Raw genomic sequence first — 24,591 nt, 5'->3', positions numbered from 1 at the left:
GGAAACGCGGGCGGCTGGGCGTGAGCTTAGCTGCCTTGCCGTTTGACGATTTCTTTATTGAAGAAGTCATAGATGCCGTTCTCGCCCATGCGGCGGGCATCGGCCAGCTCGCCGGCCTTGGTCGAGTACAGGATCTTGTTGTCCGGGCTGAGCAGGACGGCGGCTGGAATCCCCTTCTTGATCGGGTTGCCGTAAGACTGGGCAACGTCGAGGTTCTTGTCGAAATTGCCGACGTCGATTTTCACCAGAACAAATTTGCCGTCGATCAGCGACGCGCTTTTGCCATGGATCGCCTTGTCCAGTTCGCGGCAATCGGTGCACCAGTTGGCGCCGAACACCAGGATCACCTGCTTGTGGCTGGCCTGGGCCTGGCTCAACGCCTGGCTCAGGTCGGCCTTGGCGTCGGCCTTTTCATCGTAGGGCAGCGGGGCGGCGGCTACCGCCTGCGCCAATAACAGTCCCAGGCAGAGGGCGAAGAGTTTTTTCATCATGCAATCCTGTTCAGGTTGGGTATTTTACGGATACGGCCGTATGTCGAATAGTATATTTCGTTTTGGTAATTGGCGGCGGCGCCTCGATTTTGACTGAACGATAACTCGTTGCCTGGATCAGAATCAGCGGGAAAGCTCCGTGAGTTTGCCAATTTATGGCAAACTGCGGGCTGATTTCGGGAGCCTCGTTTGAGCATCTTAAAAAATTTACCGTTTGAGTGGCTGGTCGGCATCCGCTATACCCGTGCGGGCAAGCGCAGCGGCCGCAACAGTTTTATTTCCTTCATCTCGCTGATTTCGATGGCCGGCATCGCCCTTGGCGTGGCGGCGCTGATCGTGGTGCTGTCCGTGATGAACGGCTTCCAGAAAGACGTGCGCGACCGCATGCTGTCGGTGCTGGCCCATATCGAAGTGTTCGACGCTTCCGGCTCCATGCCGAACTGGGAAGAGGTCGCCCAGCAAGCGTTCAAGAACAAGGAAGTGATAGGCGCGGCGCCCTATGTCGACGCGCAGGCCATGCTGGTGCGCGACAGCGTGTTGCGCGGCGTCGCGGTGCGGGGCGTGCTGCCGGCCGAAGAGCCGAAGGTGTCCGACGTGGCCAGCAAGGTCAAGCGCGGCAGCTTCAACGACCTCAAGCCGGGCGAATTCAATATCGTGCTGGGCATAGAGCTGGCGCACGCCTTGAGCGTCGGCATCGGCGACAAGGTGACGCTGATGGCGGCGCAAGGGCAGGTGACCCCGGCCGGCGTGATTCCGCGCCTGCGCCAGTTCACCGTGGCCGGGATTTTCGAGGCCGGCCATTTTGAATACGATTCGACCCTGGCCTTCATCCACCTGGAAGATGCGGAAAAGATGTTCCGCCAGGATTCGCCGTCCGGCGTGCGCCTGAAAGTCACTGACATGCTGCAGGCGCCGCAGATCGTGCAGCAGCTGGCGACCACGCTGCCGCCCAACCTGTACCTGCGCGACTGGACCCAGCAGAACAGCAATTGGTTCGCCGCGGTCAAGACTGAAAAACGCATGATGTTCATCATCCTGACCCTGATCATCGCGGTAGCCGCCTTCAACCTGGTGTCGACCCTGGTGATGACGGTGACCGACAAGCAGGCTGACATTGCGATCCTGCGCACCCTGGGCGCATCGCCGGGCTCGATCATGAAGATCTTCATGATCCAGGGCGCGCTGGTGGGCCTGGTCGGTACCGCCATCGGCGTCGGCGGCGGGGTGCTGGTGGCCCTGAATATCGACGTTATCGTGCCGTTCATCGAACGCATGCTGCATGTGCAGTTCCTGCCCAAGAGCGTGTACGTGATCACCGAATTGCCGTCAGACCTGCGCTGGCCGGATGTCTGGACCATAGGCGGGGTCGCCGTGGTGCTGGCTTTCCTGGCCACCCTGTATCCGAGCTGGTGGGCCGCCCGGGTGAAACCTGCTGAGGCATTGCGTTATGAATAATACAAACAATTCCATCGTCCTTTCCTGCCGCAACCTGGGCAAGACCTTTACCCAGGGCAGCTACTCGGTCAAGGTCTTGAACGGTATCGATATCGATGTCGCCAAGGGCGAGCAGGTCGCCATCGTCGGCGCTTCCGGCTCCGGCAAGTCAACCCTGCTGCACCTGCTGGGCGGCCTCGATGCGCCGACCGCCGGCAATGTCAGCCTGCTGGGCAAGGACTTTACGACGCTGGGCGAAAAGACGCGCGGCGACTTGCGCAACAATGCACTGGGTTTTGTTTACCAGTTCCATCATCTGCTGCCGGAGTTTTCCGCGCTGGATAACGTCGCCATGCCGTTGATGATCCGCCGCCTCAAGCGCAGCGATGCGCAGCAGCAGGCGCGCGCGATCCTGGCGCGGGTCGGCCTGGCCGAGCGGGTGATCCATGTGCCGGGCGAACTGTCCGGCGGCGAGCGCCAGCGGGTGGCGCTGGCGCGGGCGCTGGTGACCCGGCCGGCCTGTGTGCTGGCCGACGAACCGACCGGCAACCTGGACCGGGCTACGGCGCAGATGACGTTCAACCTGATGCTGGAACTGTCGCAGACCCTCGGCACGGCATTCGTGATCGTGACCCATGACATCGAACTGGCGCGCCGCTGCGGCCGCATCCTGCGCCTGTCAGAGCGCGGGCTGGAGCCGTACCGGGATTAAACGCCCGATGTGCAGGGAGTCAGGAAGCCGGCGTCGCGAGATGGCCGGCTTCCTTGTTTTGCAGGCTGCCGAAAAACAGCGCGTACTGGCGCGTGAACTGGGCGCCGAAGAAAAAGATCTGCGCCGAATAGTAAATCCACAGCAGCAGCGCGATCACCGAGCCGGCCGCGCCATAGCTGGAGGCGACGCCGCTGTTGCCAAGGTAGATGCCGATCAGGTATTTGCCCAGCACGAACAGGGCGGCGGTGCCGATCGAGCCTATCCAGACATCGCGCCATGGCAGTTTGACCTGCGGCAGCATCTTGTAGATCGAGGCGAACAGGCTGGCGATCACGGCAAACGAAAACAGTTGCGACAGCGGCGAGACAACCACCGTCACGCTGATCCACATGCCGCCCAGGTATTTGGCCAGCAGCGCCAGCGCCGCGCTCACCACCAGCGAGGTGAGCAGCAGGAAGGCCAGCACCAGTATCAGCCCGAACGACAGCAGCCGGGTGCGGACCAGGCCAACGAAGCCGGAGTGGCGCGTGACCGGCACGTACCAGATCTCGTCCAGGCTATCTTTCAGTTCGGAGAATACGGTGGTGGCGCCGACCAGCAGCACCGCCACCGCGATCAGCGCCGCCAGCGGCCCCGAACGGTTGCTGTGGGCCGCCGCCAGCAGCAGCTGGATGGCGTCGGCGCCGGTCGAGCCGATCAAGCCGGAGAGCTGGCCGACAATCTCGCCGCGCGCCGCCTGCTCGCCGAATACCGCGCCGGCAATCGCGATCACCAGGATCAGCATCGGCGCCATCGAAAACAGGGTGTAGAAGGCCAGCGCCGCGCCCTTGCTGCCGCAGCGCTGCTTGAACCATTCCTGCAGGGTGCCGGCCAGCATGGCCTGGATCCGTTGCCGCTCGGGGAGTTTGATCATGCAGTCGCCTTTTTGGAAATTTACCGGCCGAAGCGGGAGTGCTCATAACGCGGATCGGGGCCGTTTTCCAGCTTGCGCACGATGCCGCTGTCATCGAAATACACGGTCATCTGCGAGTTCCAGACGCCGGCTTCCTTGTAAGAGTAATTCCAGCCGTTCAGCTTGACCCGGTCGTAATAGATGGTTTCGTACGGTTTGCCGATGGTGCGCAGGACGTCGGCCTGGTTGAACTGGTTGACCTTGATGGTAGCGAATTTTTCCAGGGTCAGTACTTGCTCGTAAGAAATCAATCGATGGTCCGGGCCGATTTTCGCCATGTACGTCGCCTGGCCGAACGGGCCGCGCGAATATTCCAATAATACATCATTGCCGTCTTGATAAGATCCGGTCGGCTTTCCCAGGCGCGCCAGGACTTGCGCCTCGGGTTCGCCGGGATTGACCGGCGGCGCCAGCAGCGAGGCGCAGCCGCCGAGGCCCAGCAGCAAACCGGCCAGGAGGAGGGGAAAGGGTTGCTTCATTGCGATACTCCCAGATAAATTGTTGTTGGTGCGACGCTAAGTATTTGAATCAGCAGGATTTTTGCTATATACTGCGCGTCTGGTCAAGTTTGACCGGATTTTTTAATTGTTTGTTCACGGTGCATAGGGTTACGTACTCTGTACACCGCTTGTGAAAGGTAAAGCATGACTATCGAAAAAACAGCCAAGGCCGCTATTATCACTGATAATGCGCGCGGTCAAAACGACACCGGCTCCCCGGAAGTGCAAGTTGCGCTGCTGACAGCCCGTATCAACGACCTGAACGGTCACTTCAAAGCCCACGCCAAGGATCACCATTCCCGCCGCGGCCTGATCATGATGGTTAACCGTCGTAAAAGCCTGCTGTCCTACCTCAAGGGTAAGGATCTGAACCGTTACCGCTCGCTGATCGAAAAACTCGGCTTGCGTAAGTAATAGTAGTGCGCGGCTCATCGTCGGCCTCCGGTATTTTCAGCGGCATCCTGTTTCGATATTTCGTGACGATGTCCTTGGTCCGTCGATAAGTTGAAAAAATGCCTGTATCAGTTTCTGATGCGGGCATTTTTGCTTTTGGCAGCGGCTTCTTTGCGGCTTATCTGCACAAGTTTCAAGAGGTTGGTACTAAGCAAGGAGACGGCAATTCATTCGCAGCAGCCAGCGATGAATCGTCAGTGGTGAGGTGAACGACAGCGCCTGAAAATCTGTCGGCAAAATGAAAGGATATATTGTGTTTAATAAAGTTACGAAGACATTCCAGTATGGTCAGCATCAGGTCACGCTGGAAACCGGCGAGATCGCTCGCCAAGCCTCCGGCGCAGTGCTGGTATCGATTGAAGATACCGTTGTGCTGGCTACCGTGGTGGCACGCAAAGATGCCAAGCCAGGTCAGGATTTTTTCCCATTGACCGTTGATTACGTTGAAAAGACATACGCAGCCGGCCGCATCCCAGGCGGTTTCTTCAAGCGCGAAGGCCGTCCTTCCGAAAAAGAAACCCTGACATCGCGCCTGATCGATCGTCCGATCCGCCCGCTGTTCCCGGAAGGTTACCTGAACGAAGTGCAAGTCATCATCCACGTGCTGTCGGTCAATCCTGAAATCGATCCAGACATCGCTGCAATGATCGGCGCCTCGGCTGCCCTGTCGGTTGCCGGCATTCCTTTCGCCGGCCCGGTCGGCGCTGCGCGCGTCGGCTACATCGACGGCCAGTACGTGTTGAATCCAACCACTTCGCAGCTGACCAAGTCGGCCATGGACCTGGTGGTTGCCGGTACTGAAACCGCGGTGCTGATGGTTGAGTCTGAAGCCAAGCAATTGTCGGAAGAAATCATGCTGGGCGCGGTTGTATTCGGCCACGAGCAATCGAAGGCAGTCATCAACGCCATCCACGAACTGGTGCGCGACGGCGGCAAGCCTGAAGTCGAATGGAGCCCGGCGCCCAAGAATGAAGCGCTGATCGCCCGCGTTGCGCATTTCGGCGAAGCCAAGCTGCGTGAAGCCTACCAGACCAAAGACAAGCAAGCCCGCACCACCAAGCTGAAAGACGCTACCGCGGAAGTCAACGCGGCATTGGCTGCTGAAGCTGCATCGATCGGCGGCACCGCACCTGACTCATCCGAAGTCAGCGGCATCCTGTTTGACCTGGAAGCCAAGATCGTCCGTTCGCAGATCCTGGAAGGCGAGCCACGCATCGACGGCCGCGATACCCGCACCGTGCGCCCGATCACGATCCGTACCGGCGTCCTGCCGCGTACCCACGGTTCGGCACTGTTCACCCGCGGCGAAACCCAGGCGCTGGTAGTCGCCACGCTGGGCACCGCGCGCGACGAGCAAAAGATCGACGCGCTGATGGGCGAATACTCGGACCGCTTCATGCTGCATTACAACATGCCACCGTTCGCTACCGGTGAAACCGGCCGCGTGGGTACGCCTAAGCGCCGCGAAATCGGCCACGGCCGCCTGGCCAAGCGCGCACTGCAGGCAGCACTGCCGGCGCCGGAAGATTTCAGCTACTCGGTGCGCCTGGTATCGGAAATCACTGAATCCAACGGTTCGTCGTCGATGGCTTCGGTCTGCGGCGGCTGCCTGGCGCTGATGGACGCCGGCGTGCCGATGCAGGCGCACGTTGCCGGCATCGCCATGGGCCTGATCAAGGAAGGCAGCAAGTTCGCCGTCCTGACCGACATCCTGGGCGATGAAGATCACCTGGGCGACATGGACTTCAAGGTGGCCGGTACTGCCAACGGCATCACTGCCCTGCAGATGGATATCAAGATCCAGGGCATCACCAAGGAAATCATGCAGGTCGCGCTGGCGCAAGCCAAAGAAGGCCGTATCCATATCCTCGGCAAGATGCAGGAAGCGGTGCCGCACGGTAAAACCGAGCTGTCCGATTTCGCGCCGCGCCTGATCACCATCAAGATCAATCCGGAAAAAATCCGCGACGTGATCGGCAAGGGCGGCGCAGTGATCCGCGCCCTGACCGAAGAAACCGGCACCCAGATCGATATCAGCGACGAAGGCGTCGTGACTATCGCTTCGGTGGATGCCGCTGCAGGCCAGGAAGCCAAGCGCCGCATCGAAGAACTGACGGCTTCGGTTGAAGTCGGCAAGGTCTACGAAGGTACGGTCTTGAAGCTGCTGGACTTCGGCGCGATCGTGCAAGTGTTGCCAGGCAAGGATGGCTTGCTGCACATCAGCCAGATCGCCAATGAGCGTGTCAATGCAGTTGCCGACTACCTGAAAGAAGGCCAGCAAGTGCGCGTCAAGGTTCTCGAAACCGACGACCGCGGCCGTCTGAAGCTGTCGATGAAGGCAGCCCAGTCTGAAGAGGGCGGCGAAGCTGCTCCTGCGGCAGCACAGTAATCCAGTGCTGTAAGTAGCACGGGAAAACGCCCGGGATGCAAATGCATCCCGGGCGTTTTTATTTTCAGCCGATAAAAAAAGCCGCTCGGGGAATTCCCTGGGCGGCTTTTGTACTGTCGGCTTGGCGCTTAATCGAACACTGGCGACTCCACGCCCAGGATCTTGTGCAGCTTCGGCGATGTGGTGGTGTACTGCATGTGGATCTTCTTGTCCGGGAAGATGTAGGGCGCAGCGCCGAATGCGGCCAGCGCGGCTTCATGGAAGCCCGACAGGATCAGCTTCTTCTTGCCCGGATAGGTATTGATGTCGCCCACCGCAAAGATGCCCGGCACATTGGTTTCGAACTTTTCGGTATCGACCACTTTCAACTGCTTGCGCTCGATATCCAGGCCCCATTCGGCGATAGGGCCGAGTTTTGGCGACAGGCCGAAGAACACCAGCAGGGTATCCAGCGGCAGGCGCCGGGTGACGCCGTCCGGGCCGGTGACCTTGATCTCGCTCAGCTTGCCGTCCTTGGCTTCGTGGCCGGTGACCTGGCCGACCAGGAACTGCATTTCGTAGGCTTCGCACAAGGCTTTCATCTTGGCGACCGAAGCCGGCGCCGCGCGGAATTCTTCGCGGCGGTGCAGCAGCACCACCGATTCGGCCTTGCCGACCAGGTCCAGCGCCCAGTCCAGCGCTGAATCGCCGCCGCCGCAGATCACCAGGTTCTTGCCGTGGAACTGGGCCGGATCCTTGACACGGTAGAACAGTTGCGTGTTGTCGAACTGGTCGATGCCGTCGACCTTGATGGTGCGCGGCTGGAACGAACCGACGCCGGCCGCGATGAAGATGGTCTTGGTGATGAAGCGGGTGCCGGCCGAGGTTTCCAGGTCGAAGCGGTTATCTTCGCGGCGCGCTACCAGCGTCACTTCCTGGTTAAGGTGGAAGGTCGGTTCGAACGGCTCGATCTGCTTGAGCAGGTTGTCGGTCAGTTCCTGGCCGGTGCAGACCGGGACCGCGGGAATGTCGTAGATCGGCTTGTCAGGGTACAGCTCCACGCACTGGCCGCCGACCACCGGCAGGGAGTCGATGACATGGGCCTTGATTTCCAGCAGGCCGAGTTCGAAGACCTGGAACAGGCCGACCGGACCGGCGCCGACGATGACGGCATCGGTTTCGATCACGCTGTTGGCAGGGTTGAGTGCTGGTGCGAGTTTGACGGTGGTATCCATACGACGATCTGATTCCTGTTTCAGTTGGGTCCCCCAAAACGCCCTGCCGGTTCTGGCTGCGACGGCGATTGGATGAAGGTTTTCGCGAATTTCCGTGCGACGGCGAATACTTGTTGCACTGTGGCTGGGGACAATGGCCTGGCTTAAATCGGCGCTTGGCGCCACGCCCGCCCGGCAAAGGGCGGGTTCCTGCTTAACGTTGCAAGAAGTCCAATTTTTCCTTGACGTCTTTCCATTCCTCGGCTTCGGCCAAAGGAGCGATGGTCTTGGTGATCGACGGCCAGTGGCGCGACAGCTCTTCATTCAATTTGATGAAATGCAGCTGGTCCGCCGGCACATCTTCTTCAGCATAGATGGCGTTGACCGGGCACTCGGCGACGCAGACCGCGCAGTCGATGCACTCGTCGGGGTCGATCGACAGGAAATTCGGGCCTTGGCGGAAGCAATCAACCGGGCATACATCCACGCAGTCGGTATAGCGGCAGCGAATGCAGGATTCGGTCACAACGTGGGTCATAACAACAGTCCTATCTGTAAATAATGTTCTTGAAGCGGATATCGAGGCGGCGGCGGGTAGCCCGGAGCAAGTGCTGCCCTTGATATATACCCAGTCGCAAAGCCTTGTATTTTAAGGTAATTCGGGTTTTCCCACAAACAGCTGTTATATAGAATCCATATAAGCAAATGTGAAATTCACATTAGCTGCAATTGCCGGTATTTCCGCAGTTTTACCACATCCGCCGGAAGCTTTTTGAGGCGGGGCCAGGATTGCTTGCGTCGGCTTGGCAAAATGGCTATCGTGGACGCCTTTGTTGCTACGGAATAATTATGTCATCTTCCAACGAAAGCTCCACCAAAGCGATTTTTTACGCCCTGGGCGCCAATGGCGGCATCGCACTGGCGAAGTTTGCCGCCTCGATCTATACCGGGTCGGGAGCGATGCTGGCAGAGGCGATCCATTCGCTGGCCGACTGCACCAACCAGGTGTTTTTGCTGATCGGCCTGAAAGAAGCCAAGAAACCGGCAAATTCGTCGCATCCCATGGGTTATGCGCGGGTGGTGTATTTCTGGGCAATGATGGTGGCGCTGCTGCTGTTTTTTGTCGGCGGCGCGTTTTCGGTGATGGAGGGCATCGAGCACCTGAAGCATCCGCAAGCCATCAGCACCCCTTGGGTAGCGCTGGGCGTGCTGGGCATATCGGTGGTGCTGGAAGCGTTTTCCCTGCGCGGCGCGATGGTGGAGATCCGCAAGATTTCGCATGGCAAGCCGTTCATGCAGTGGTTCCGCGAAACCCGGCAGTCGGAGCTGATGGTGGTGGCGGGCGAGGATATCGCCGCCCTGGCCGGGCTGGCGCTGGCGTTTGTCGCGGTGCTGATGACAGTGGTTACCGGCAATCCGCTGTGGGACGCCTGCGGCACGATTGCGGTCGGCCTGCTGCTGATGATCGTCGCGGTGATGGTGATCCGCGAAGTCAAGGCCATGGTCACCGGCGAATCGGCGGCGCCCGAGGTGCACGCCGCCATCAAGGCGCATATCGAAGCCGACGCCGACGTAGCGGCCGTCAGGAACCTGATTTCCATGCAGTGGGGCGAGCAGGTCATGGTCGCGGTGCAAGCCGTGATGCGGCCGCAACCCTCCGACGTGGCGCTGGTCGATGCGATCAACCGCATCGAAGCCTCGATCCAGCAGCGCTGGCCGCAGGTGCACTGGTGTTTCTTTGAACCGGACCATGCGCTGGCGGCGCCGGCCGCTGCCGAGGCCTGACATTTCATTAGGGAGCATTGCCATGGACTTATGCTTTCTGCGTTTTCCACTTGCAGCATTGACAGCGTTGACCGCTGCCGCCGGACAGCCGGCGCTGGCGGCCGGCATGCCTGCAGCCGTTGATCCGGCCGTTCACTTCAACGCCGTCGGCATCCGCAACAGTTTTAACGGTTTGTCGCGCGAAGACCGGCGGGACTTGCTGGCGGCGCCGGAATCGGAATCGTCGTCGCAGGGCGGCAGCCGCAGACAGGCCGTGAACAGGGCGCAGCGTTGCGAGGGGCTGGAGCAGCAGCTCAAGGGAGCCGCGCACCGCGAGCCGATAATCGCTCCCGATTTTTATCCCTACGCGGACCTGTCCCGGACCTATCCTGGCCAGCCGAATCGCGAGCCTAACGGCGCCAGGCCCAACTATGCCGAGCCGAACGGCAGGGATCGGGGCAATACCTCATTGATGGACGTCTTTTTCGCATCGAAGGACAAGGAGTCGCGCAGCCAGCGCCGCGATCTGGAAATGCGTTACGCCGATGTGTGCGGCAAATGAGACCGCTGCTGTAAGATGCAAGATCGGTCCAGGCAATCCCGAGGTTTTGCCGGCCACTCATCGCCATGTCATTAATCAAAAACCATGATCATTACTTCACTGCTCGACACAGATTTGTATAAATTCACGATGATGCAGGTGGTGCTGCATCATTTTCCGGCGGCCGAAGTGGAGTATCGCTACAAATGCCGCAACAAGGGCATCGACCTGCGGCCCTACGTCGATGAAATCCGCGATGAAATCGCCGGCCTGTGCCGTTTGCGCTTCCAGGAGCAGGAACTGGCTTACCTGGGCAGCATGCGTTTCTTCAAAAGCGATTTCGTCGATTTCCTCAGCCTGTTCCACTTGCAGCAGAAATACATCAGCGTGCAGCCGTCGGCAGCGGACAACGGCGAGATAGATATCGTGGTCAAGGGACCTTGGCTGCACACCATCCTGTTTGAAGTGCCGGTGCTGGCGATTGTCAACGAAGTCTATTTCCGCGCGACCCAGAGCGCGCCGGACCACGCCGAAGGGCGGCGGCGCCTGCAAAGCAAGATGGCCCTGATCCGCGACGACCCTGCCATGGCCGGCTGCAAGGTGGCCGACTACGGCACGCGCCGGCGCTTTTCCCGCGGCTGGCACGAAGAGGTGGTGCAGACCTTGCAGCGCGACTTTGCCCAGCACCTGGTCGGCACTTCCAACGTCCATTTCGCGATGAAATACGGCATGACGCCGCTTGGCACGATGGCGCACGAATACCTGCAAGCCTGCCAGTCGCTCGGTCCGCGGCTGCGCGATTCGCAGATCTACGGCTTTGAAATGTGGGCCAAGGAGTATCGCGGCGACCTCGGGATCGCCTTGTCCGACGTTTACGGCATGGCGGCTTTCCTGCGCGATTTCGACCTGTACTTCTGCAAGCTGTTCGACGGCGCCCGCCACGATTCAGGCGATCCGTTCGAATGGGGCGAACGCCTGATCAAGCATTACCAGGACAACCGGGTCGATCCCTCGACCAAGACGCTGGTGTTTTCCGATAGCCTCGATTTCGGCAAGGTCAATGCGCTGTACCTGCGTTTCAAGGACCGGACCAGGGTAGCGTTCGGCGTCGGCACCAACCTGACCAACGACCTCGGCTACACGCCGTTGCAGATCGTCATGAAGATGGTGCGCTGTAACGGCCAGCCGGTCGCCAAGCTGTCCGATACGCCGTCCAAGAACATGTGCGATGACCAGGCTTACCTGAATTACCTGCGCCAGGTTTTCGAGATCGCCGAGCCGGTTGCCGCGGCAACATAGTGTGGTGTCTTTGTTATTTTTTTGATATTGATTCCAGGCTAAAATAGCCGGCTTCGATCGATCACCTTATCTGGAAGATTACATTGCACAAAAAAATACTCGCTATCTTGATTGCTTTGCTGCCCATGGCGGCGCAGGCAGCGGAGCTGGACGGCGCCCAGCTGTCGGCCTGGTGGGGCGTGCCTTTCATGGGCTTGCTGCTGTCGATTGCGCTTGGCCCGCTGCTGGTGCCGGCTTTCTGGCACCACCATTACGGCAAGATTGCCGTCGCCTGGTCACTGGCTTTCCTGATTCCCTGCGCCCTGGCGTTTGGCGTGCCGACAGCCGCCGCCGGCGTAGTGCATGCCTTCCTGGCTGAGTATTTCCCTTTCATCATCCTGCTCACGGCCCTGTTCGTGGTGGCCGGCGGCATATGCTTGCGCGGCAACCTGCATGGAACGCCGGCCCTGAACACCGGGCTGCTGGCGATCGGCACGGTGCTGGCCAGCCTGATGGGCACCACCGGCGCTTCGATGCTGCTGATCCGGCCGCTGATCCGGGCCAATGACAATCGCAAGCATGTGGTGCATATCGTGGTCTTCTTCATTTTCCTGGTGGCCAATGCCGGCGGCGCCCTGACTCCGCTCGGCGATCCGCCCTTGTTCCTGGGATTCCTGAAGGGCGTGGATTTTTCCTGGACCGTCAAGAACATCTTCGGCGAAACCATGTTCATGTGGGGCTCGCTGCTGGTGATTTTCTATTTGCTGGACCGCTTTTATTTCCATAAGCGCGAAGAGGAATTCGCGCCGTCGCTCGACCCGACGCCGGACGACGCCAGGCTGCGCTTCGAAGGAAAATTCAATTTCATCCTGCTGGCCCTGGTGGTGCTGCTGGTACTGATGAGCGGTTTCTGGAAACCGGGCGTCAGCTACGACATCTATGGCACCACGGTAGAGCTGCAGAACCTGCTGCGCGACGGCTTGCTGGTGGCGGTGGTGGTGGTCTCGCTGTGGCTGACGCCGAAGGTCGCCCGCGAAGGCAACGATTTCACCTGGGGACCGATCCTTGAAGTCGCCAAGCTGTTTGCCGGCATTTTCGTCACCATCGCTCCGGTGATCGCCATGCTGCGCGCCGGCGAGCAGGGCGCTTTCGGCCTGGTGGTCAGCGCGGTCACCGGCGCCGACGGCCAGCCCAACAATGTCATGTATTTCTGGGCTACCGGCATACTCTCGTCTTTCCTCGATAATGCGCCGACCTACCTGGTATTCTTCAATACCGCTTCCGGCGATGCGGGCGAACTGATGACGCGGCTGGCGGCGACGCTGGCGGCGATTTCCTGCGGCGCCGTGTTCATGGGCGCCAACAGCTATATCGGCAACGCCCCGAACCTGATGGTGAAAGCCATCGCCGAAGAGCGCGGCATCCGCATGCCTTCTTTCTTCGGCTACATGGGTTGGGCCTGCGTGGTATTGTTGCCGTTGTTCGTGATAATGACGTTTATTTTTTTCCATTGATTTTTCCCCGTTAGTGGCGGAACCATGAAACCAAAGATATTGATGGCGCGCGCCGTGTTTCCCGAAGTGATCGCCGGCTTGCAGCAACACTTCGACGTCGAAAGCAACCAGGAAGACCGCATCTTCAGCGCGGCCGAGCTGGCGCAAAAACTGAGCGACAAGGATGGCGTGATCGCCACCGCCAGCGAACGCATCTCGGCGGAATTGCTGCAAGCTTGCCCACGCCTGAAGGCGGTGTGCAACCAAGCGGTCGGCTATAACAATATCGATGTCGCGGCGGCCACCAAGGCTGGCGTGATGGTGACCAACACGCCGGATGTGCTGAATGAAACCACCGCCGATTTCGGCTGGGCCTTGCTGATGGCAACTGCGCGCCGGGTGACGGAGTCCGAGCACTGGCTGCGCGCGGGACACTGGAAGCAGTGGCGCTACGACAGTTTCCTGGGGGCGGACGTACATGGCGCCACGCTCGGCATTATCGGCATGGGACGCATAGGACAGGCGATTGCGCGGCGCTCGCTGGGCTTCGACATGCAAGTGCTGTATCACAACCGTTCACGCCTGGTGCCGGAGCTGGAAGTGCGCGCCAACAACGCGCGCTATGCCGGCAAGGAAGAATTGCTGGCAGCGGCCGACCATGTGATCCTGGTGCTGCCGTATTCGAAGGAATCGCACCATACTATCGGCGCGGCCGAACTGGCCTTGATGAAACCGGGCGCGACCCTGGTCAACCTGGCGCGCGGCGGCATCGTCGACGACCTGGCCTTGATCGCGGCATTGCGCGACAAGAAAATCGCCGCTGCCGGACTCGATGTATTCGAGAACGAACCGGCGCTGCATCCCGGTTTCCTGGAGCTGTCGAATGTGGTGCTGACGCCGCATATCGCCAGCGCCTCCGAGCCTACGCGGCGCGCGATGGCCGACTGTGCGGCGGTCAACCTGCTGGCGGCCTTGCTGCCGACAGCGGAGCGCAAATGGCCGCCGAACCTGCTTAACCCGGAAGTGCTGGGCCGGGTTACGCTGAGTTAGGCCGGCCCGGATCCTGCCTTAGTCTTTCAAGTCTTCGACCAGGTCGATGTATTGTTGTTTTGCATCGTCCTGGCCAGTGCCTTTCAGCTCATTCCATGCATCCCATTTGGCGCGGCCGACAAAATCGGTCATGCCAGGGCGTTCGCCGGTGACATCGCCGCTGCTGCCTTGTTTAAACAGGGCGTACATCTTCAGCATGGTCATGTTGTCAGGACGCTCGCTCAATGTTTTTGAGTCGGCCTGGGCTTGTTCGAATTGGGCTTGGAGGTTCATGGGGATCTCGTATCAAGGAAGAGGGAAAAATCGGCTCAGTCAGGGGTGACCGCGCCGACTACTGCGGAACCTGCTTTGACAGTGCCTTCAACTACGGTAGAAGCAACGCTTACAGCCGCGCTGCCGACACTGACGCCGGCGCCGACCACGCTGGTGGTCACGCTGACCACCGTACAGGCGTCGAGCAGCGGCACGGCAAGCAGCAGCACCGTTGCCAGCCGCAGCGGGTTCAGGCCAGGCAGGCTGAAATGGCTCATCAAGGCGCCGTAGGACTTATACGCCCAGCAGCTCAACTTCAAAAATCAGGGTGGCGTTCGGTGGAATCACGCCGCCGGCGCCGCGCGGACCGTAACCCAGCGCTGCCGGAATGATCAGTGTGCGCACGCCGCCGATTTTCATGCCTTGCACGCCTTCGTCCCAGCCTTTGATGACGTGGCCGGCGCCCAGCGGGAATTCGAACGGATCGCCGCGGTCCTTGCTGGAGTCGAATTTCTTGCCGGCGCTGCCGTCGGGATTTTGCAGCCAGCCGGTGTAATGCACGGTCACGTGGTTGCCGGCTTTTGCTTCAGCGCCATCGCCAACGGTGACATCTTCATATTGCAGGCCGGAAACGGTAGTGGTGGTCGACATGGGTGTCCTTTTAAAGTAGTTGATAGTGCCAGGCTGCGTGCCAAAGCCAGCCGCCGGGCAGGGTAATGCAGTGTAAACGAAAATCCGGCCGTCAACCCGGGCCGCGCGGCAATCTAGTGTGTTGCTTCGGCTGGCCGGCAAAAGCCATTTAAATCCGTGGCTGCGATTCATGCGCGGTAAAATAGTTGTTTTCGCTTCTCTGGGTTTCCCCCATGTTCGTTGTCATGCCAGTTTTTGTTCGCCGTTCTGTCCGTTGTTCCGTACTGGCCGCCTGCGGCCTGCTGACTGCATTTTCCACTTTCGCCGCCGCGCCGGCAGCGGCCATCGGCAACGCCGTGGTCGTGCTCAATTCGCGCGACGCCACCATCACCTTGCTGGACCAGGCGACTTATAAGGAAATCAATACGTTCCCGGTCGGCAAAGAGCCGCACCACCTGATGCCTACGCCGGACAACAAGTCGCTGATCGTGGCTGCCGCCACCGGCAATTCCCTGCTGTTCCTGGACCCGAAAAGCGGGCAGCTGCAGAGCCAGGTCAAAGATATTGTCGACCCTTACCAGATCGGTTTTTCACCCAACCAGAAATGGTTCATCGCCAACGGCCTGCGCCTCGACCGCATCGATATCTACGGTTACGACGGCAAGGACCTGAAGCTGGCCAAGCGCTTGCCGCTGCCGTCCATGCCTAGCCACATGGCGTTTACCGCCGACAGTGCGTTGGCGTTCATCACCCTGCAGGGCAGCGATGAGCTGGCAGCGGTCGACCTGGCGACGCAGAAGGTGAAATGGACCATGCCGATCGGCAAGCAGCCGGCCGGGGTCTACATGACGCCGGACAACAAATACCTGCTGGTAGGGGTGATGGGCAGCGACTACGTGGCCGTGGTCGACTGGCGCACCCAGAAGATCGTCAAGAAGATCAAGACCGGCGACGGCGCCCACAATTTCCGTGCGCAAGGCGACAATCGCCATGTATTCGTCTCCAACCGTGTGGCCGGCAGCATCAACCTGCTCGACCTGAACACCCTGGAAAGCGTCGGCAGCATCGCTGTCCCGGGCGGCCCGGACTGCATGGAGATCACCGCCGACGGCAAGACCATGTGGGTCACCCAGCGCTGGCTGAAGAGGGTGTCGGTAGTCGACCTGGGCACGCGGAAAGTGATCAAGACGATTCCTGTGGGGCGTTCGCCGCATGGCATCTATTTCAATAACCGTGCTTCCGAATCGTGATGCGCATGTTCCCCGCAACCAGGCGTAGCTGGCTGACGGCGGCACTGGCGCTGGCGGCCCTGGCGCCGGCCACGCTGGCCTTGGCGCAGCCGCAAACGGCCAAGGCATGCAGCGGCACGGTCTACCTGAGTTTCGACACCGGCAGCCAGTCGCAGGCCGAATACATCGCACAGACCCTGAGGCGGCATCGCATCAAGGCCACGTTTTTCCTGGCCAATGAAAAAACCGTGAATGGCGATTACACCTTGGACCCGAGCTGGGCGCCGTTCTGGAAATCGCTGGTGGCTGACGGCCACGCTTTCGGCAGCCATACTTTCGACCATGTGTACGCCAAGCGCGACCTGGCGGACGGCAAGATCGAAGTGAAACCGCAGTTCGGCGCCAGCGCCGGCAAGCTGCTGGCCTGGACGCCGCAGCAATATTGCGATGAGCTGAACCGCGTCGACCAGCGTTTCCAGATGCTGACCGGCAAGCACATCGACCGTTTCTGGCGCACGCCCGGCGGCCATCTGACGCCGCATACGCTGGCGGCCGGCGAGGCTTGCGGCTACAAGCATGTGGCCTGGGCCGCGGCCGGTTTTTCAGGCGACGAACTGCCTAGCGATAAATGGCCGAACCAGGTGCTGCTGGAGCGCACGCTGAAAAATCTGAAGGACGGCGATATCGTCATGGCGCACCTGGGAATCTGGTCGCGCAAGGATCCGTGGGCGCCGGCGGTGCTGGAGCCCTTGATCAGCGGCCTGGAGAAAAAAGGATTTTGTTTTGCGACGTTGCGCGACCATCCGGCCTACCAAGGCAGCCTGAAAGGCCCGGTCGCGGAAATCAAGGCGGGAAAGGCGCATAAGGCTTCATGATAAATACATTGGTAGACTGGTTCGCCGGCGTCCAGGCATGGCTGTTCCAGTCGGTGGTGCAGCCGCTCATGTTCCATGCCGGTTTCAGCGAATACCTGGAAGATGCTTTCGACGGCACCGAATGGTTCCTGATCGGCGTCTGCGAACTGGTCCTCCTGTTCCTTATCCTGCGGCCGCTGGAAGCGTGGATTCCGGTGCACAGCTTCAACGACCGGCGCGCGCGCTGGATCGATTTCCTGTATACCGTGCTGTACCGCCTCGGCGCTTTTTCGGTATTCGTGTTTTTCCTGGTCGATCCCCTGGTGGCGAAAGTCGCCGAGCTGCTGCACCTGCAAGGGATCAACCCGTTCAACCTGGAAGACCTGCTGCCCGGCATTACCGACCGGCCGCTGGTCACCTTCCTGATGTACCTGGTGGTGCTGGACCTGTGCGAATACTGGTACCACCGCGCGCAGCACAGCTTCGGCTGGCTGTGGGGTTTGCACAGCCTGCATCACAGCCAGCAGAACATGAACCTGTGGAGCGACGACCGCAACCACTTGCTCGACGGCCTGATCCATGACGTCGTGATGGCGCTGGTGGCGCTGGCGATCGGCGTCGAGCCGGCGCAATACGTGCTGCTGGTGTCGATCACCCGCATGCTGCAAAGCCTGCAGCACGCCAATGTGCGGATCCACTTCGGCCGCCTGGGCGACGCCATCGTCGTTTCGCCGCGCTTCCACCGCTGGCACCACGCGGTCGGCGTCGGCCACGAGAGCAAGGGCAAGGGAACACTGGGCGGCCATAATTTCGGCGTGCTGTTTGCGTTCTGGGATGTTCTTTTCCGCAGCGCGCATTTCGGCAAGACTTTTGAACATACCGGCGTGCGCGACCAGCTGCCGAGCGCAGGCAGGCCGGTCCGCGACTACGGAAGCGGCTTCTGGTCGCAGCAGTGGCTGGGCCTGAAGCGCATGGTCGAATTTTCCAGAAGGCGGTCCAGCTGATGCGCCCGGTACTGGTAGCCTTCGGCCGGGCTTTGCTGTCGCAGCTGCATTACCGCATGCTGATGCTGACTTTCCTGCCCTTCGTGCTGTCGATCGTGATCTGGGGGCTGGCCTTGTGGTGGGGTTTGCAGCCGATGATCGACTGGCTGCAAAAGAATTATTTTGCCGGCAACGACGGCTGGGGCATTGCCAATTATGTGCCGGCCTGGCTCGGCCTGGGCGCGCTCAAGACCGTCATCGTGCCGTGGCTGGCGCTGTGGGCTTTGCTGCCGCTGATGATCCTGACCGCCTTGCTGTTCGTCGGCGCGTTTGCCTTGCCGGCGACCGCGCGCCACATCGGCCGCCGCCATTTCCCCGACCTCGAATTGCGCCACGGCGGCTCGCTGCTCGGCAGCGCCTGGACTTCCTTTACCGCCTTCCTGCTGTTCTGCGTGCTGTGGCTGGTGACGTTGCCGCTGTGGCTGATCCCGCCTTTCGCCTTCCTGGTGCCGCTGGTGCTGTGGGGCTGGCTGACGTACCGGGTGTTTGCCTACGAAGCGCTGGCGGCGCATGCCGACAAGGACGAAATGCGGGCGCTGCTACGGATCCATCGCTGGCCGCTGCTGCTGATCGGGGTGATCGCCGGCGCCCTGGGCGCGGCGCCGACCGTATTGTGGCTGGGCGGCGCCTTGTGGCTGGTGGTGTTTCCCCTGCTGGCGGCCGGTTCCATCTGGCTGTATGTGCTGGTATTCGTGTTTACCGGGCTGTGGTTTGAATATTATTGCCTGGCGGCGCTGGCCAAATATCGGGCGGCGGGCCAGGCTGCTATCATTATGGCTGAACGCGGCGAGGGCCAGGTGATCCACCAGTTGTCCGATACGCCCTAGGGTTCATGTGCCGGTAAAGATTCGGGGTTAAGATCGGCATGGAATGCCTTGACGTCATTAATTATCTTTCTGCCAAATACTTCTATCCATCTTCAGCTGAACGGCGATCCCCATGGCAATCGGACTTATCATCATCGGCGACGAAATCCTGTCAGGCAGGCGAGTCGATAAACACTTTCCAAAAATACTGGAAATGCTCACTGCCCGGGGTTTGCGCCTGGACTGGGCGGAATACATAGGCGACGATCCGGCCCGTATCACGGCCACCCTGAAACGTACTTTCGACAGCGAAGACATCGTGTTCTGCACCGGCGGCATCGGCGCCACGCCGGATGACCACACCCGCCAGTGCGCCGCCGCGGCGCTGGGCGTGCCGCTGGTGCTGCATCCCGAGGCACGCGAGAAAATCCGCGAACGGATCGCCGACACCGCGCGCGACGCCGGCCTGGCGCTGGATTACGATACGCCGGACAACCTGCACCGGCTGAAGATGGGCGAGTTTCCGCAAGGCGCCTCCATCATCCCCAATCCGTTCAACAAGATCCCCGGCTTTTCGGTGCCGCACCAAGGGGAGGGCGCCCATTATTTCGCGCCGGGTTTCCCGGTGATGGCCTGGCCCATGTTCGAGTGGGTGCTGGACACCTATTACGCAGACCGCTTCCACCAGGACCCGCAGCTGGAACAGTCGGTGCTGGTGTTCGAGGCGATGGAATCGACGCTGACGCCATTGATGGAAGCCATCGAGGCGGAGTTTCCGCTGGTGAAGGTGTTCAGCCTGCCGCACGTAGGCGATGCCGGCACCCGGCGCCACATCGATCTCGGCGTCAAGGGCGAACCGGTGCAAAGCGCGGCAGCGTTCAAGAAAATGCTGGCAGGCCTGGACCAGCTAAAGGCAGATTACCGGCCGGCATGACACCGGCCCCATCGGATTCCTACCCCACTCATTTTCCCACTTAACCAAAGCGTTTGCCGCCGGCGATCGGCGGCAATCCGCTGCTATCTGATTGACATCATATGTTCGGATTCCTTTTCAAGCGCGCAGACCGTACCGACCGCAAAGCGCCGCAAGCCGCCGTTGCTCCACAGGCCGCATTGCGCGCCGAGGCCAGGCAGGTATCGGACCAGGCCCGGCAGCAAGCGTTGCAGCAAGCGCAGGCTTTGACTGATGAAACAGCCGCGGTGGCGTTCATTCTGCAATCCGCGTTTGCCGATGCCCGTTTGTGCGCGGCGCAGTTGGTGCAATCCCCCGCGGCCCTGGAGCAGGTTTTGCAGGCATGCCGCAACACTGACCGGCGCGTCGCCAAGCTGATGCAAGGACGGCTCGACAGCGGACGCCAGCAACAGCAGGTTGCCGAAAAGGCAGCCGCATCGGTGGCGCAGGCGCAGCGCTTGCTGCAGGAGCAGCAGCTGATGCCGAACCAGGTGGCAGAGCTGGACCGGGGCTGGGACGCCAAGGATGCGCCGGCTGGATTGCAGCAGCAATTTTCGCAAGTGCGCGCGGCGCTTGCCGAGCGCCTGGCAGCCCAGGCCGATTTGCAACGCAGTGCGATCGGTGTCCTGGCCAATGCGCGCGCATTGCACCTGCAGCTCAAGACAGCCATGGCCGCCGAGCCGCAGAACCAGCAGGAACTCGACACGCTGGAAGCGCAGATGGCGGCTTGCGCCAGCCATGCCGAGGCGCCGGCCTTGCCGCGCCACCTGGCGGCCGAGTTTGCTCAGGAAGCCCAAGCGTTGCGCAAGCTGCTGTCGGATTTGCAGCAGCATCAATCCGCCTTGCAGGCGCGCAGCGATTTGCTGGCAAGCTGGGAAAGCACCGCCGAAACGCTGGATGCGGAGACATTGAAGGCGGGCTGGTCAGCCTTGTCCAGATTGCCGGCGGCATTGTTTGACGATAGCCTGGAACAACGATACCAGGCACTGCTGAAGCAATATACGGTGGCAGCGCCAAGCAAACCGGAAAGGACTCGCCCGCCGGCAGCAACGGCAGAGGCAAGCGAGCGCCCGCAAATCGACGCAACCCTGGACGGCCTTGAGAAAGCGCTGGAAGACGGCGCGCTGCAAGCGGCGATGGATTTCGACAAAACGCTGCGGGCCGTCGATTTCAAGCAGCACAAGCCGAGCGCGGCGCAAAGCAGCCGCCTGGCGCAAGCGCGCGCCGAGCTGGCGCGGCTGCAAGGCTGGGCGCGCTGGGGCGGCAATGTTTCGCGCGAAGAATTGACCAAGGCCGCGCAAGAGTTGCAACAGCAAGCGCTGGCGCCGGCCGAACTGGCAAAAAAAATCGGCAGCCTGCGGGCGCGCTGGAAATCCCTGGATGTCAGCTCAGGTCCGGCGCCCAAGACCCTGTGGGAAGGTTTTGACAGCGCGTGCACCAGCGCCTATGCGCCGGTGGCGGCGCATTTCCAGCAGCAAGCCGAACAGCGCCAAGCCAACCAAGGCAGCGCGCGCGCCCTGATCGACGAAGTACAGCAGTATGCGCAGGCGGTCTTGCCGGCAGAACAGCCGGCCGGGGCGGCAGCGGACTGGAAAGCCATCGCCCAGTTTTGCCAGCAGAAACAGCAAGCCTGGAAAAACCTGGGGCCGATCAACCGTGGCGAAAAAAAGACGCTCGATAGCAGTTTTGTCGCAGCCATCCAGACCTTGCTGGCGCCGCTGGCGCAACAGCAGGCCGGCGAAATCGCCAAGCGCGAACAGCTGATTGCCGAAGCGGCGCAATTGCCTGCCAATCAGCGCGATACCGCCGAGCGCGTGAAAGAATTGCAACAGCGCTGGCAAGAGCACGCCAAGGCGCTGCCTTTGCCGCGCCAGGATGAGCAGGAACTGTGGCAGCGTTTCCGCAGCGCTTGCGACGCCATCTTTGCCCAGCGCAAGGAAGCGGCGTCCAGCGCCGATGCCGAGCGGCGCGATAACCTGCGTTTGCGCGAAGAACAATGTGCGGCGCTGGAAGCCGCAGTGAACCAGCCGGCGGCAGAATTGCCGAAAATCCTGCAGCAGGCCCAGCAGGAATGGTCGCGCGGCGGGCAGGTGCCGCGTGCGCTCCAGGCCCAGGTTGAAGCACGTTTCCAGGCCGCGCTCGGCGCCCTGCAGGCGCAGCTCGAGCAGGGCCGGCGCCAGGCCGCTTTGGCGCAAGCCGATGCCCTGCGCGACAAGCTGGTCTTGTGCCAGCAGCTTGAAACGCTGATAGCGGCTGCCGAGAATCCGCTCGAAGCCGACTGGCGCAACCGCTGGCAGGCATTGCCGCGGCTGGCGCCAGCCTTTGAAAAGGTTGTCGCGGCGCGTTTCGAACGTGGCTTGCAGAACGCCGGCGGCTACGCTGCCACGCTGGAAAGCCAGCGCTCGGTATTGCAGCAAGAGTTGCTGCTGGCGGAAATCCTGGCTGGCGTCGATAGCCCGCCGGCGTTGTCGCGCGAGCGTTTGCAGTTGCAGGTGGAAGTATTGCAAGCATCGCTGAAGGCGGGCGGTTCGGCGAAAAACATCGAACAACAGCTGTTGCATATTTGCAACCTGCCAGCCTTGATGGATGAAGCGGCGCTGCAGCGGCTGTTGAAACTGGTGGCCCAGGTCAAGCCCGCAGCGGATAAATAAAAGGCGCCGGGCAAAAAAATACCCCGGCTGGCCGGGGTAAATACCGATACCGCTATCGCGGGTACCGAGGAGATTCAGGCTGGCGCGCCAGGCACGCCAGTTTTGCAAATTACTTCTTGGCGCGGGCGGCAGTCTTGGTAGCAGCTTGCGACAATTGGTCGACAGCGCTGTTGACGTTGGTTTCCAGCGCTTCAACAGCTTGCTTGGTGCTCTTGGCGAACTGTTCGTAACCGGCGTTGGCGCTGCCGATGGCCGATTTGACGAAAGCAACTGCGCCTTCTGCGCCAGGAGGCACGTTCTTCGACGCCTGGTCAACGAATTCGATGACTTTACGCTTGGTTTCTGCAACTTGCGCTTCAGCCGACTTGGCCAGTTCAGCTTGCGTGCTGGAAGCGATGCTGGCGAAATGACGGCCGTAAGCGATTGCTTTTTCAGTGTTCGGCTGGGCCAGCGCTGCGCTCAGCGAGAAAAATTCCTGTGGATCTTTAGCCGAAAACAGCTTCTGGGTAGTAGCGTTCGAATCTTCCAGCGAAGCCTTGGCGGCGTTCAGGTTGAGGTCGATCAGCTTTTCCACGCCGGCAAACGCCTTGGTCGTGAAATCGGTGAACAGGGCCAGATTGGATTCAAAATTGGCTTTGGCGGCGGCTGAAAATTGTTCTGCAACGGTAGACATGGCTTCTCCTAAGATTCGATGCTATAAAAACGAAAAGGGCGATAGGGCAATTCAAGGGTGGCTAAGATCTAGCCGTTGATTGCGCCTGCCAGTGGTCTCGATGAGCATTGTGCGACGCAACAATTTCATTTTAAATTATTCTGAATCCGTGTCAAGAGATTTTTTGTGCGCTGCAATATATTGTTTATATCGATTTGAAAAAAGCTTATGAAATCAATTTATTAGCGCATTATTTGTTGTTGTTTCGAACACTCTACCGCGGCTGCCAGCCGATGGTAGACTGACCGTTTTACCGGATCCGCGCCGTCTATCTTGAAAGTCTTCTACAGCGACCATTTCGTACTGCCCCTGCCAGCCGGACATCGTTTCCCCATGCAGAAATACCGGCTTATCCACGAAGCTGCGCTGGCGGCCGTCGGCGATATCGATTTCCATGAGGCGCCGACCACCAGCGACGGCGTGCTGGCCCTGGCCCACCATCCGCGCTATATCAGTGCGGTCAGCGCCGGCACTTTGCCGGAGAGTGTGCAAAAAGCCATCGGTTTTCCATGGACGCCGCAGATGGTGGAGCGTTCGCGGCGTTCCGCCGGCGCCACCATCGCCGCTTGCCGCGCCGCGCTGACCGATGCCGGGCGGATCGCGGTCAACCTGGCAGGCGGCACCCACCACGCGTTTGCCGACCAGGGCGCCGGTTTTTGCGTCTTCAACGATGCGGCGATTGCGGCCCGGCTGATGCAGGCGGAGCGCCGGGTGCAGCGGGTCGCCATCGTCGACCTCGATGTCCACCAGGGCAACGGCACGGCCTCAATCCTGGCCAAGGACGATTCGATTTTCACCCTGTCGCTGCACGGCGCCCGCAATTATCCGTTCGATAAGGAAAACAGCGACCTCGACGTGGCGCTGGCGGACGGCACCGGCGACCAGGCTTACCTGAGCGCGCTGCAGGAGGCGCTGGTGACCATGCTGGGACGCTTCTCGCCGCAGCTGATCATTTTCCTGGCCGGCGCCGATCCGCATGAAGGCGACCGGCTGGGGCGCCTGAAGCTGAGTTTCGACGGCCTCGCCCGGCGCGACGCCATGCTGCTGGAGACTGCCGGCCGCCATGCGATACCGGTAGCGATCGCGATGGCGGGCGGGTATGGCAAGAATATACAAGACACGGTAGCGATCCACCTGCAAACTATCTCGCTCGCAGCACAGTTCGCGCGCCGGCAAGGCGCCGTCCAGCCGCCTACCTCACCCGGATAATCC

General features: G+C 60.7%; 25 protein-coding genes. 16 read left to right on the top strand and 9 right to left on the bottom strand.

Annotated features, from left to right (window positions below):
• Positions 1-26: 26 nt before the first annotated feature.
• Entirely contained in the window at positions 27-491 is a 465-nt protein-coding gene (locus AC07RZ_RS17585; RefSeq protein ID WP_494668907.1) for a thioredoxin family protein, read from the bottom strand.
• 189 nt (positions 492-680) lie between these two features.
• On the opposite strand from AC07RZ_RS17585, the gene AC07RZ_RS17580 reads away from it, so the two are divergent.
• Positions 681-1,946 (top strand): lipoprotein-releasing ABC transporter permease subunit, encoded by a 1,266-nt coding sequence (locus AC07RZ_RS17580; RefSeq protein ID WP_092398218.1) that lies wholly within the window; start codon positions 681-683, stop codon positions 1,944-1,946.
• Entirely contained in the window at positions 1,939-2,637 is a 699-nt protein-coding gene (gene lolD, locus AC07RZ_RS17575) for a lipoprotein-releasing ABC transporter ATP-binding protein LolD (protein WP_494668906.1), read from the top strand. The genes AC07RZ_RS17580 and lolD overlap by 8 nt, the downstream gene beginning before the upstream one ends.
• A 19-nt stretch (positions 2,638-2,656) precedes the next feature.
• On the opposite strand, the gene AC07RZ_RS17570 is transcribed toward lolD, so the two are convergent.
• Positions 2,657-3,550, bottom strand: a complete 894-nt coding sequence (locus AC07RZ_RS17570) for a YihY/virulence factor BrkB family protein (protein WP_494668905.1) — start codon at positions 3,548-3,550, stop codon at positions 2,657-2,659.
• Between the two features lie 20 nt (positions 3,551-3,570).
• The gene (locus AC07RZ_RS17565; protein WP_144741164.1) at positions 3,571-4,068 is read right to left on the bottom strand and encodes an outer membrane protein assembly factor BamE; all 498 of its coding nucleotides are present in this window, start codon (positions 4,066-4,068) and stop codon (positions 3,571-3,573) included.
• A gap of 165 nt (positions 4,069-4,233) precedes the next feature.
• Between AC07RZ_RS17565 and rpsO the strand changes: the two genes are divergently transcribed.
• Positions 4,234-4,503, top strand: a complete 270-nt coding sequence (gene rpsO / locus AC07RZ_RS17560) for a 30S ribosomal protein S15 (protein WP_014007042.1) — start codon at positions 4,234-4,236, stop codon at positions 4,501-4,503.
• Positions 4,504-4,795: 292 nt separating this feature from the next.
• A complete protein-coding gene (gene pnp, locus AC07RZ_RS17555; protein WP_144741161.1) occupies positions 4,796-6,931 on the top strand; it encodes a polyribonucleotide nucleotidyltransferase in 2,136 nt (711 codons plus the stop codon).
• Between the two features lie 128 nt (positions 6,932-7,059).
• On the opposite strand, the gene AC07RZ_RS17550 is transcribed toward pnp, so the two are convergent.
• Positions 7,060-8,145, bottom strand: a complete 1,086-nt coding sequence (locus AC07RZ_RS17550) for an NAD(P)/FAD-dependent oxidoreductase (RefSeq protein ID WP_144741159.1) — start codon at positions 8,143-8,145, stop codon at positions 7,060-7,062.
• Positions 8,146-8,338: 193 nt separating this feature from the next.
• On the bottom strand, positions 8,339-8,662 hold the full coding sequence (fdxA, locus tag AC07RZ_RS17545; RefSeq protein WP_144741156.1) for a ferredoxin FdxA: 324 nt from the start codon (positions 8,660-8,662) through the stop codon (positions 8,339-8,341).
• Positions 8,663-8,973: 311 nt separating this feature from the next.
• On the opposite strand from fdxA, the gene AC07RZ_RS17540 reads away from it, so the two are divergent.
• The 5 genes from AC07RZ_RS17540 to AC07RZ_RS17520 all read left to right on the top strand — a co-directional run bounded on the left by AC07RZ_RS17540 (position 8,974) and on the right by AC07RZ_RS17520 (position 14,250).
• A complete protein-coding gene (locus AC07RZ_RS17540) occupies positions 8,974-9,909 on the top strand; it encodes a cation diffusion facilitator family transporter (RefSeq protein WP_494668904.1) in 936 nt (311 codons plus the stop codon).
• Positions 9,910-9,931: 22 nt separating this feature from the next.
• On the top strand, positions 9,932-10,450 hold the full coding sequence (locus tag AC07RZ_RS17535) for a hypothetical protein (RefSeq protein ID WP_494668903.1): 519 nt from the start codon (positions 9,932-9,934) through the stop codon (positions 10,448-10,450).
• Between the two features lie 84 nt (positions 10,451-10,534).
• Positions 10,535-11,728, top strand: a complete 1,194-nt coding sequence (pncB, locus tag AC07RZ_RS17530; RefSeq protein WP_494668902.1) for a nicotinate phosphoribosyltransferase — start codon at positions 10,535-10,537, stop codon at positions 11,726-11,728.
• A gap of 83 nt (positions 11,729-11,811) precedes the next feature.
• Complete coding sequence (locus AC07RZ_RS17525; RefSeq protein ID WP_494668901.1) at positions 11,812-13,221, top strand: sodium:proton antiporter; 1,410 nt, start codon at positions 11,812-11,814, stop codon at positions 13,219-13,221.
• Between the two features lie 24 nt (positions 13,222-13,245).
• A complete protein-coding gene (locus AC07RZ_RS17520) occupies positions 13,246-14,250 on the top strand; it encodes a 2-hydroxyacid dehydrogenase (protein ID WP_494668900.1) in 1,005 nt (334 codons plus the stop codon).
• An 18-nt stretch (positions 14,251-14,268) separates the two neighbouring features.
• Here AC07RZ_RS17520 and AC07RZ_RS17515 read toward each other — a convergent pair whose 3' ends face one another.
• Genes AC07RZ_RS17515 through AC07RZ_RS17505 form a run of 3 tightly spaced genes read right to left on the bottom strand, consistent with a single transcriptional unit; the run spans position 14,269 to position 15,153 of the window.
• Positions 14,269-14,523 carry an acyl-CoA-binding protein gene (locus AC07RZ_RS17515; protein ID WP_494668899.1) on the bottom strand — a complete coding sequence of 85 codons (255 nt, stop codon included), beginning with the start codon at positions 14,521-14,523 and terminating at the stop codon, positions 14,269-14,271.
• A 35-nt stretch (positions 14,524-14,558) separates the two neighbouring features.
• Entirely contained in the window at positions 14,559-14,780 is a 222-nt protein-coding gene (locus tag AC07RZ_RS17510) for a hypothetical protein (protein ID WP_494668898.1), read from the bottom strand.
• 16 nt (positions 14,781-14,796) lie between these two features.
• Positions 14,797-15,153, bottom strand: a complete 357-nt coding sequence (locus AC07RZ_RS17505; protein ID WP_144741134.1) for an FKBP-type peptidyl-prolyl cis-trans isomerase — start codon at positions 15,151-15,153, stop codon at positions 14,797-14,799.
• 224 nt (positions 15,154-15,377) lie between these two features.
• On the opposite strand from AC07RZ_RS17505, the gene AC07RZ_RS17500 reads away from it, so the two are divergent.
• The 6 genes from AC07RZ_RS17500 (at position 15,378) to AC07RZ_RS17475 (ending at position 22,667) form a co-directional block, all read left to right on the top strand.
• Positions 15,378-16,382, top strand: coding sequence for a YVTN family beta-propeller repeat protein (locus AC07RZ_RS17500; RefSeq protein WP_144741131.1), 1,005 nt, complete (start codon positions 15,378-15,380; stop codon positions 16,380-16,382).
• Positions 16,382-17,236, top strand: coding sequence for a polysaccharide deacetylase family protein (locus tag AC07RZ_RS17495; protein WP_494668897.1), 855 nt, complete (start codon positions 16,382-16,384; stop codon positions 17,234-17,236). Before AC07RZ_RS17500 ends, AC07RZ_RS17495 begins: the two co-directional genes overlap by 1 nt.
• Entirely contained in the window at positions 17,233-18,219 is a 987-nt protein-coding gene (locus AC07RZ_RS17490) for a sterol desaturase family protein (protein ID WP_494668896.1), read from the top strand. Before AC07RZ_RS17495 ends, AC07RZ_RS17490 begins: the two co-directional genes overlap by 4 nt.
• The gene (locus AC07RZ_RS17485; protein WP_494668895.1) at positions 18,219-19,085 is read left to right on the top strand and encodes an EI24 domain-containing protein; all 867 of its coding nucleotides are present in this window, start codon (positions 18,219-18,221) and stop codon (positions 19,083-19,085) included. Before AC07RZ_RS17490 ends, AC07RZ_RS17485 begins: the two co-directional genes overlap by 1 nt.
• A gap of 112 nt (positions 19,086-19,197) precedes the next feature.
• The gene (locus tag AC07RZ_RS17480; protein ID WP_494668894.1) at positions 19,198-19,998 is read left to right on the top strand and encodes a competence/damage-inducible protein A; all 801 of its coding nucleotides are present in this window, start codon (positions 19,198-19,200) and stop codon (positions 19,996-19,998) included.
• A gap of 101 nt (positions 19,999-20,099) precedes the next feature.
• The gene (locus AC07RZ_RS17475) at positions 20,100-22,667 is read left to right on the top strand and encodes a DUF349 domain-containing protein (protein ID WP_494668893.1); all 2,568 of its coding nucleotides are present in this window, start codon (positions 20,100-20,102) and stop codon (positions 22,665-22,667) included.
• A 109-nt stretch (positions 22,668-22,776) separates the two neighbouring features.
• Here the strand turns inward: AC07RZ_RS17475 and AC07RZ_RS17470 are convergent, their stop codons facing one another.
• Positions 22,777-23,340, bottom strand: coding sequence for a phasin family protein (locus AC07RZ_RS17470; RefSeq protein ID WP_494668892.1), 564 nt, complete (start codon positions 23,338-23,340; stop codon positions 22,777-22,779).
• Positions 23,341-23,652: 312 nt separating this feature from the next.
• On the opposite strand from AC07RZ_RS17470, the gene AC07RZ_RS17465 reads away from it, so the two are divergent.
• On the top strand, positions 23,653-24,588 hold the full coding sequence (locus AC07RZ_RS17465) for a histone deacetylase family protein (protein WP_494668891.1): 936 nt from the start codon (positions 23,653-23,655) through the stop codon (positions 24,586-24,588).
• The last annotated feature ends 3 nt before the right edge of the window (positions 24,589-24,591 follow it).

The sequence above is a fragment of the Collimonas sp. GW821-FHT07E08 genome (assembly GCF_059418905.1).
The sequence above is the reverse complement of the archived record's forward strand: the minus strand, read 5'-3'. Positions and strand labels throughout refer to the sequence as shown.

Coding starts and splice junctions, on each gene's coding strand:
- AC07RZ_RS17585 (WP_494668907.1), bottom strand. CDS start 491: ATGATGAAAAAACTCTTCGCCCTCTGCCTGGGACTGTTATTGGCGCAG.
- lolD (WP_494668906.1), top strand. CDS start 1,939: ATGAATAATACAAACAATTCCATCGTCCTTTCCTGCCGCAACCTGGGC.
- AC07RZ_RS17570 (WP_494668905.1), bottom strand. CDS start 3,550: ATGATCAAACTCCCCGAGCGGCAACGGATCCAGGCCATGCTGGCCGGC.
- AC07RZ_RS17565 (WP_144741164.1), bottom strand. CDS start 4,068: ATGAAGCAACCCTTTCCCCTCCTCCTGGCCGGTTTGCTGCTGGGCCTC.
- rpsO (WP_014007042.1), top strand. CDS start 4,234: ATGACTATCGAAAAAACAGCCAAGGCCGCTATTATCACTGATAATGCG.
- AC07RZ_RS17550 (WP_144741159.1), bottom strand. CDS start 8,145: ATGGATACCACCGTCAAACTCGCACCAGCACTCAACCCTGCCAACAGC.
- fdxA (WP_144741156.1), bottom strand. CDS start 8,662: ATGACCCACGTTGTGACCGAATCCTGCATTCGCTGCCGCTATACCGAC.
- AC07RZ_RS17540 (WP_494668904.1), top strand. CDS start 8,974: ATGTCATCTTCCAACGAAAGCTCCACCAAAGCGATTTTTTACGCCCTG.
- AC07RZ_RS17535 (WP_494668903.1), top strand. CDS start 9,932: ATGGACTTATGCTTTCTGCGTTTTCCACTTGCAGCATTGACAGCGTTG.
- pncB (WP_494668902.1), top strand. CDS start 10,535: ATGATCATTACTTCACTGCTCGACACAGATTTGTATAAATTCACGATG.
- AC07RZ_RS17520 (WP_494668900.1), top strand. CDS start 13,246: ATGAAACCAAAGATATTGATGGCGCGCGCCGTGTTTCCCGAAGTGATC.
- AC07RZ_RS17515 (WP_494668899.1), bottom strand. CDS start 14,523: ATGAACCTCCAAGCCCAATTCGAACAAGCCCAGGCCGACTCAAAAACA.
- AC07RZ_RS17510 (WP_494668898.1), bottom strand. CDS start 14,780: ATGAGCCATTTCAGCCTGCCTGGCCTGAACCCGCTGCGGCTGGCAACG.
- AC07RZ_RS17505 (WP_144741134.1), bottom strand. CDS start 15,153: ATGTCGACCACCACTACCGTTTCCGGCCTGCAATATGAAGATGTCACC.
- AC07RZ_RS17500 (WP_144741131.1), top strand. CDS start 15,378: ATGCCAGTTTTTGTTCGCCGTTCTGTCCGTTGTTCCGTACTGGCCGCC.
- AC07RZ_RS17495 (WP_494668897.1), top strand. CDS start 16,382: ATGCGCATGTTCCCCGCAACCAGGCGTAGCTGGCTGACGGCGGCACTG.
- AC07RZ_RS17490 (WP_494668896.1), top strand. CDS start 17,233: ATGATAAATACATTGGTAGACTGGTTCGCCGGCGTCCAGGCATGGCTG.
- AC07RZ_RS17485 (WP_494668895.1), top strand. CDS start 18,219: ATGCGCCCGGTACTGGTAGCCTTCGGCCGGGCTTTGCTGTCGCAGCTG.
- AC07RZ_RS17480 (WP_494668894.1), top strand. CDS start 19,198: ATGGCAATCGGACTTATCATCATCGGCGACGAAATCCTGTCAGGCAGG.
- AC07RZ_RS17475 (WP_494668893.1), top strand. CDS start 20,100: ATGTTCGGATTCCTTTTCAAGCGCGCAGACCGTACCGACCGCAAAGCG.
- AC07RZ_RS17470 (WP_494668892.1), bottom strand. CDS start 23,340: ATGTCTACCGTTGCAGAACAATTTTCAGCCGCCGCCAAAGCCAATTTT.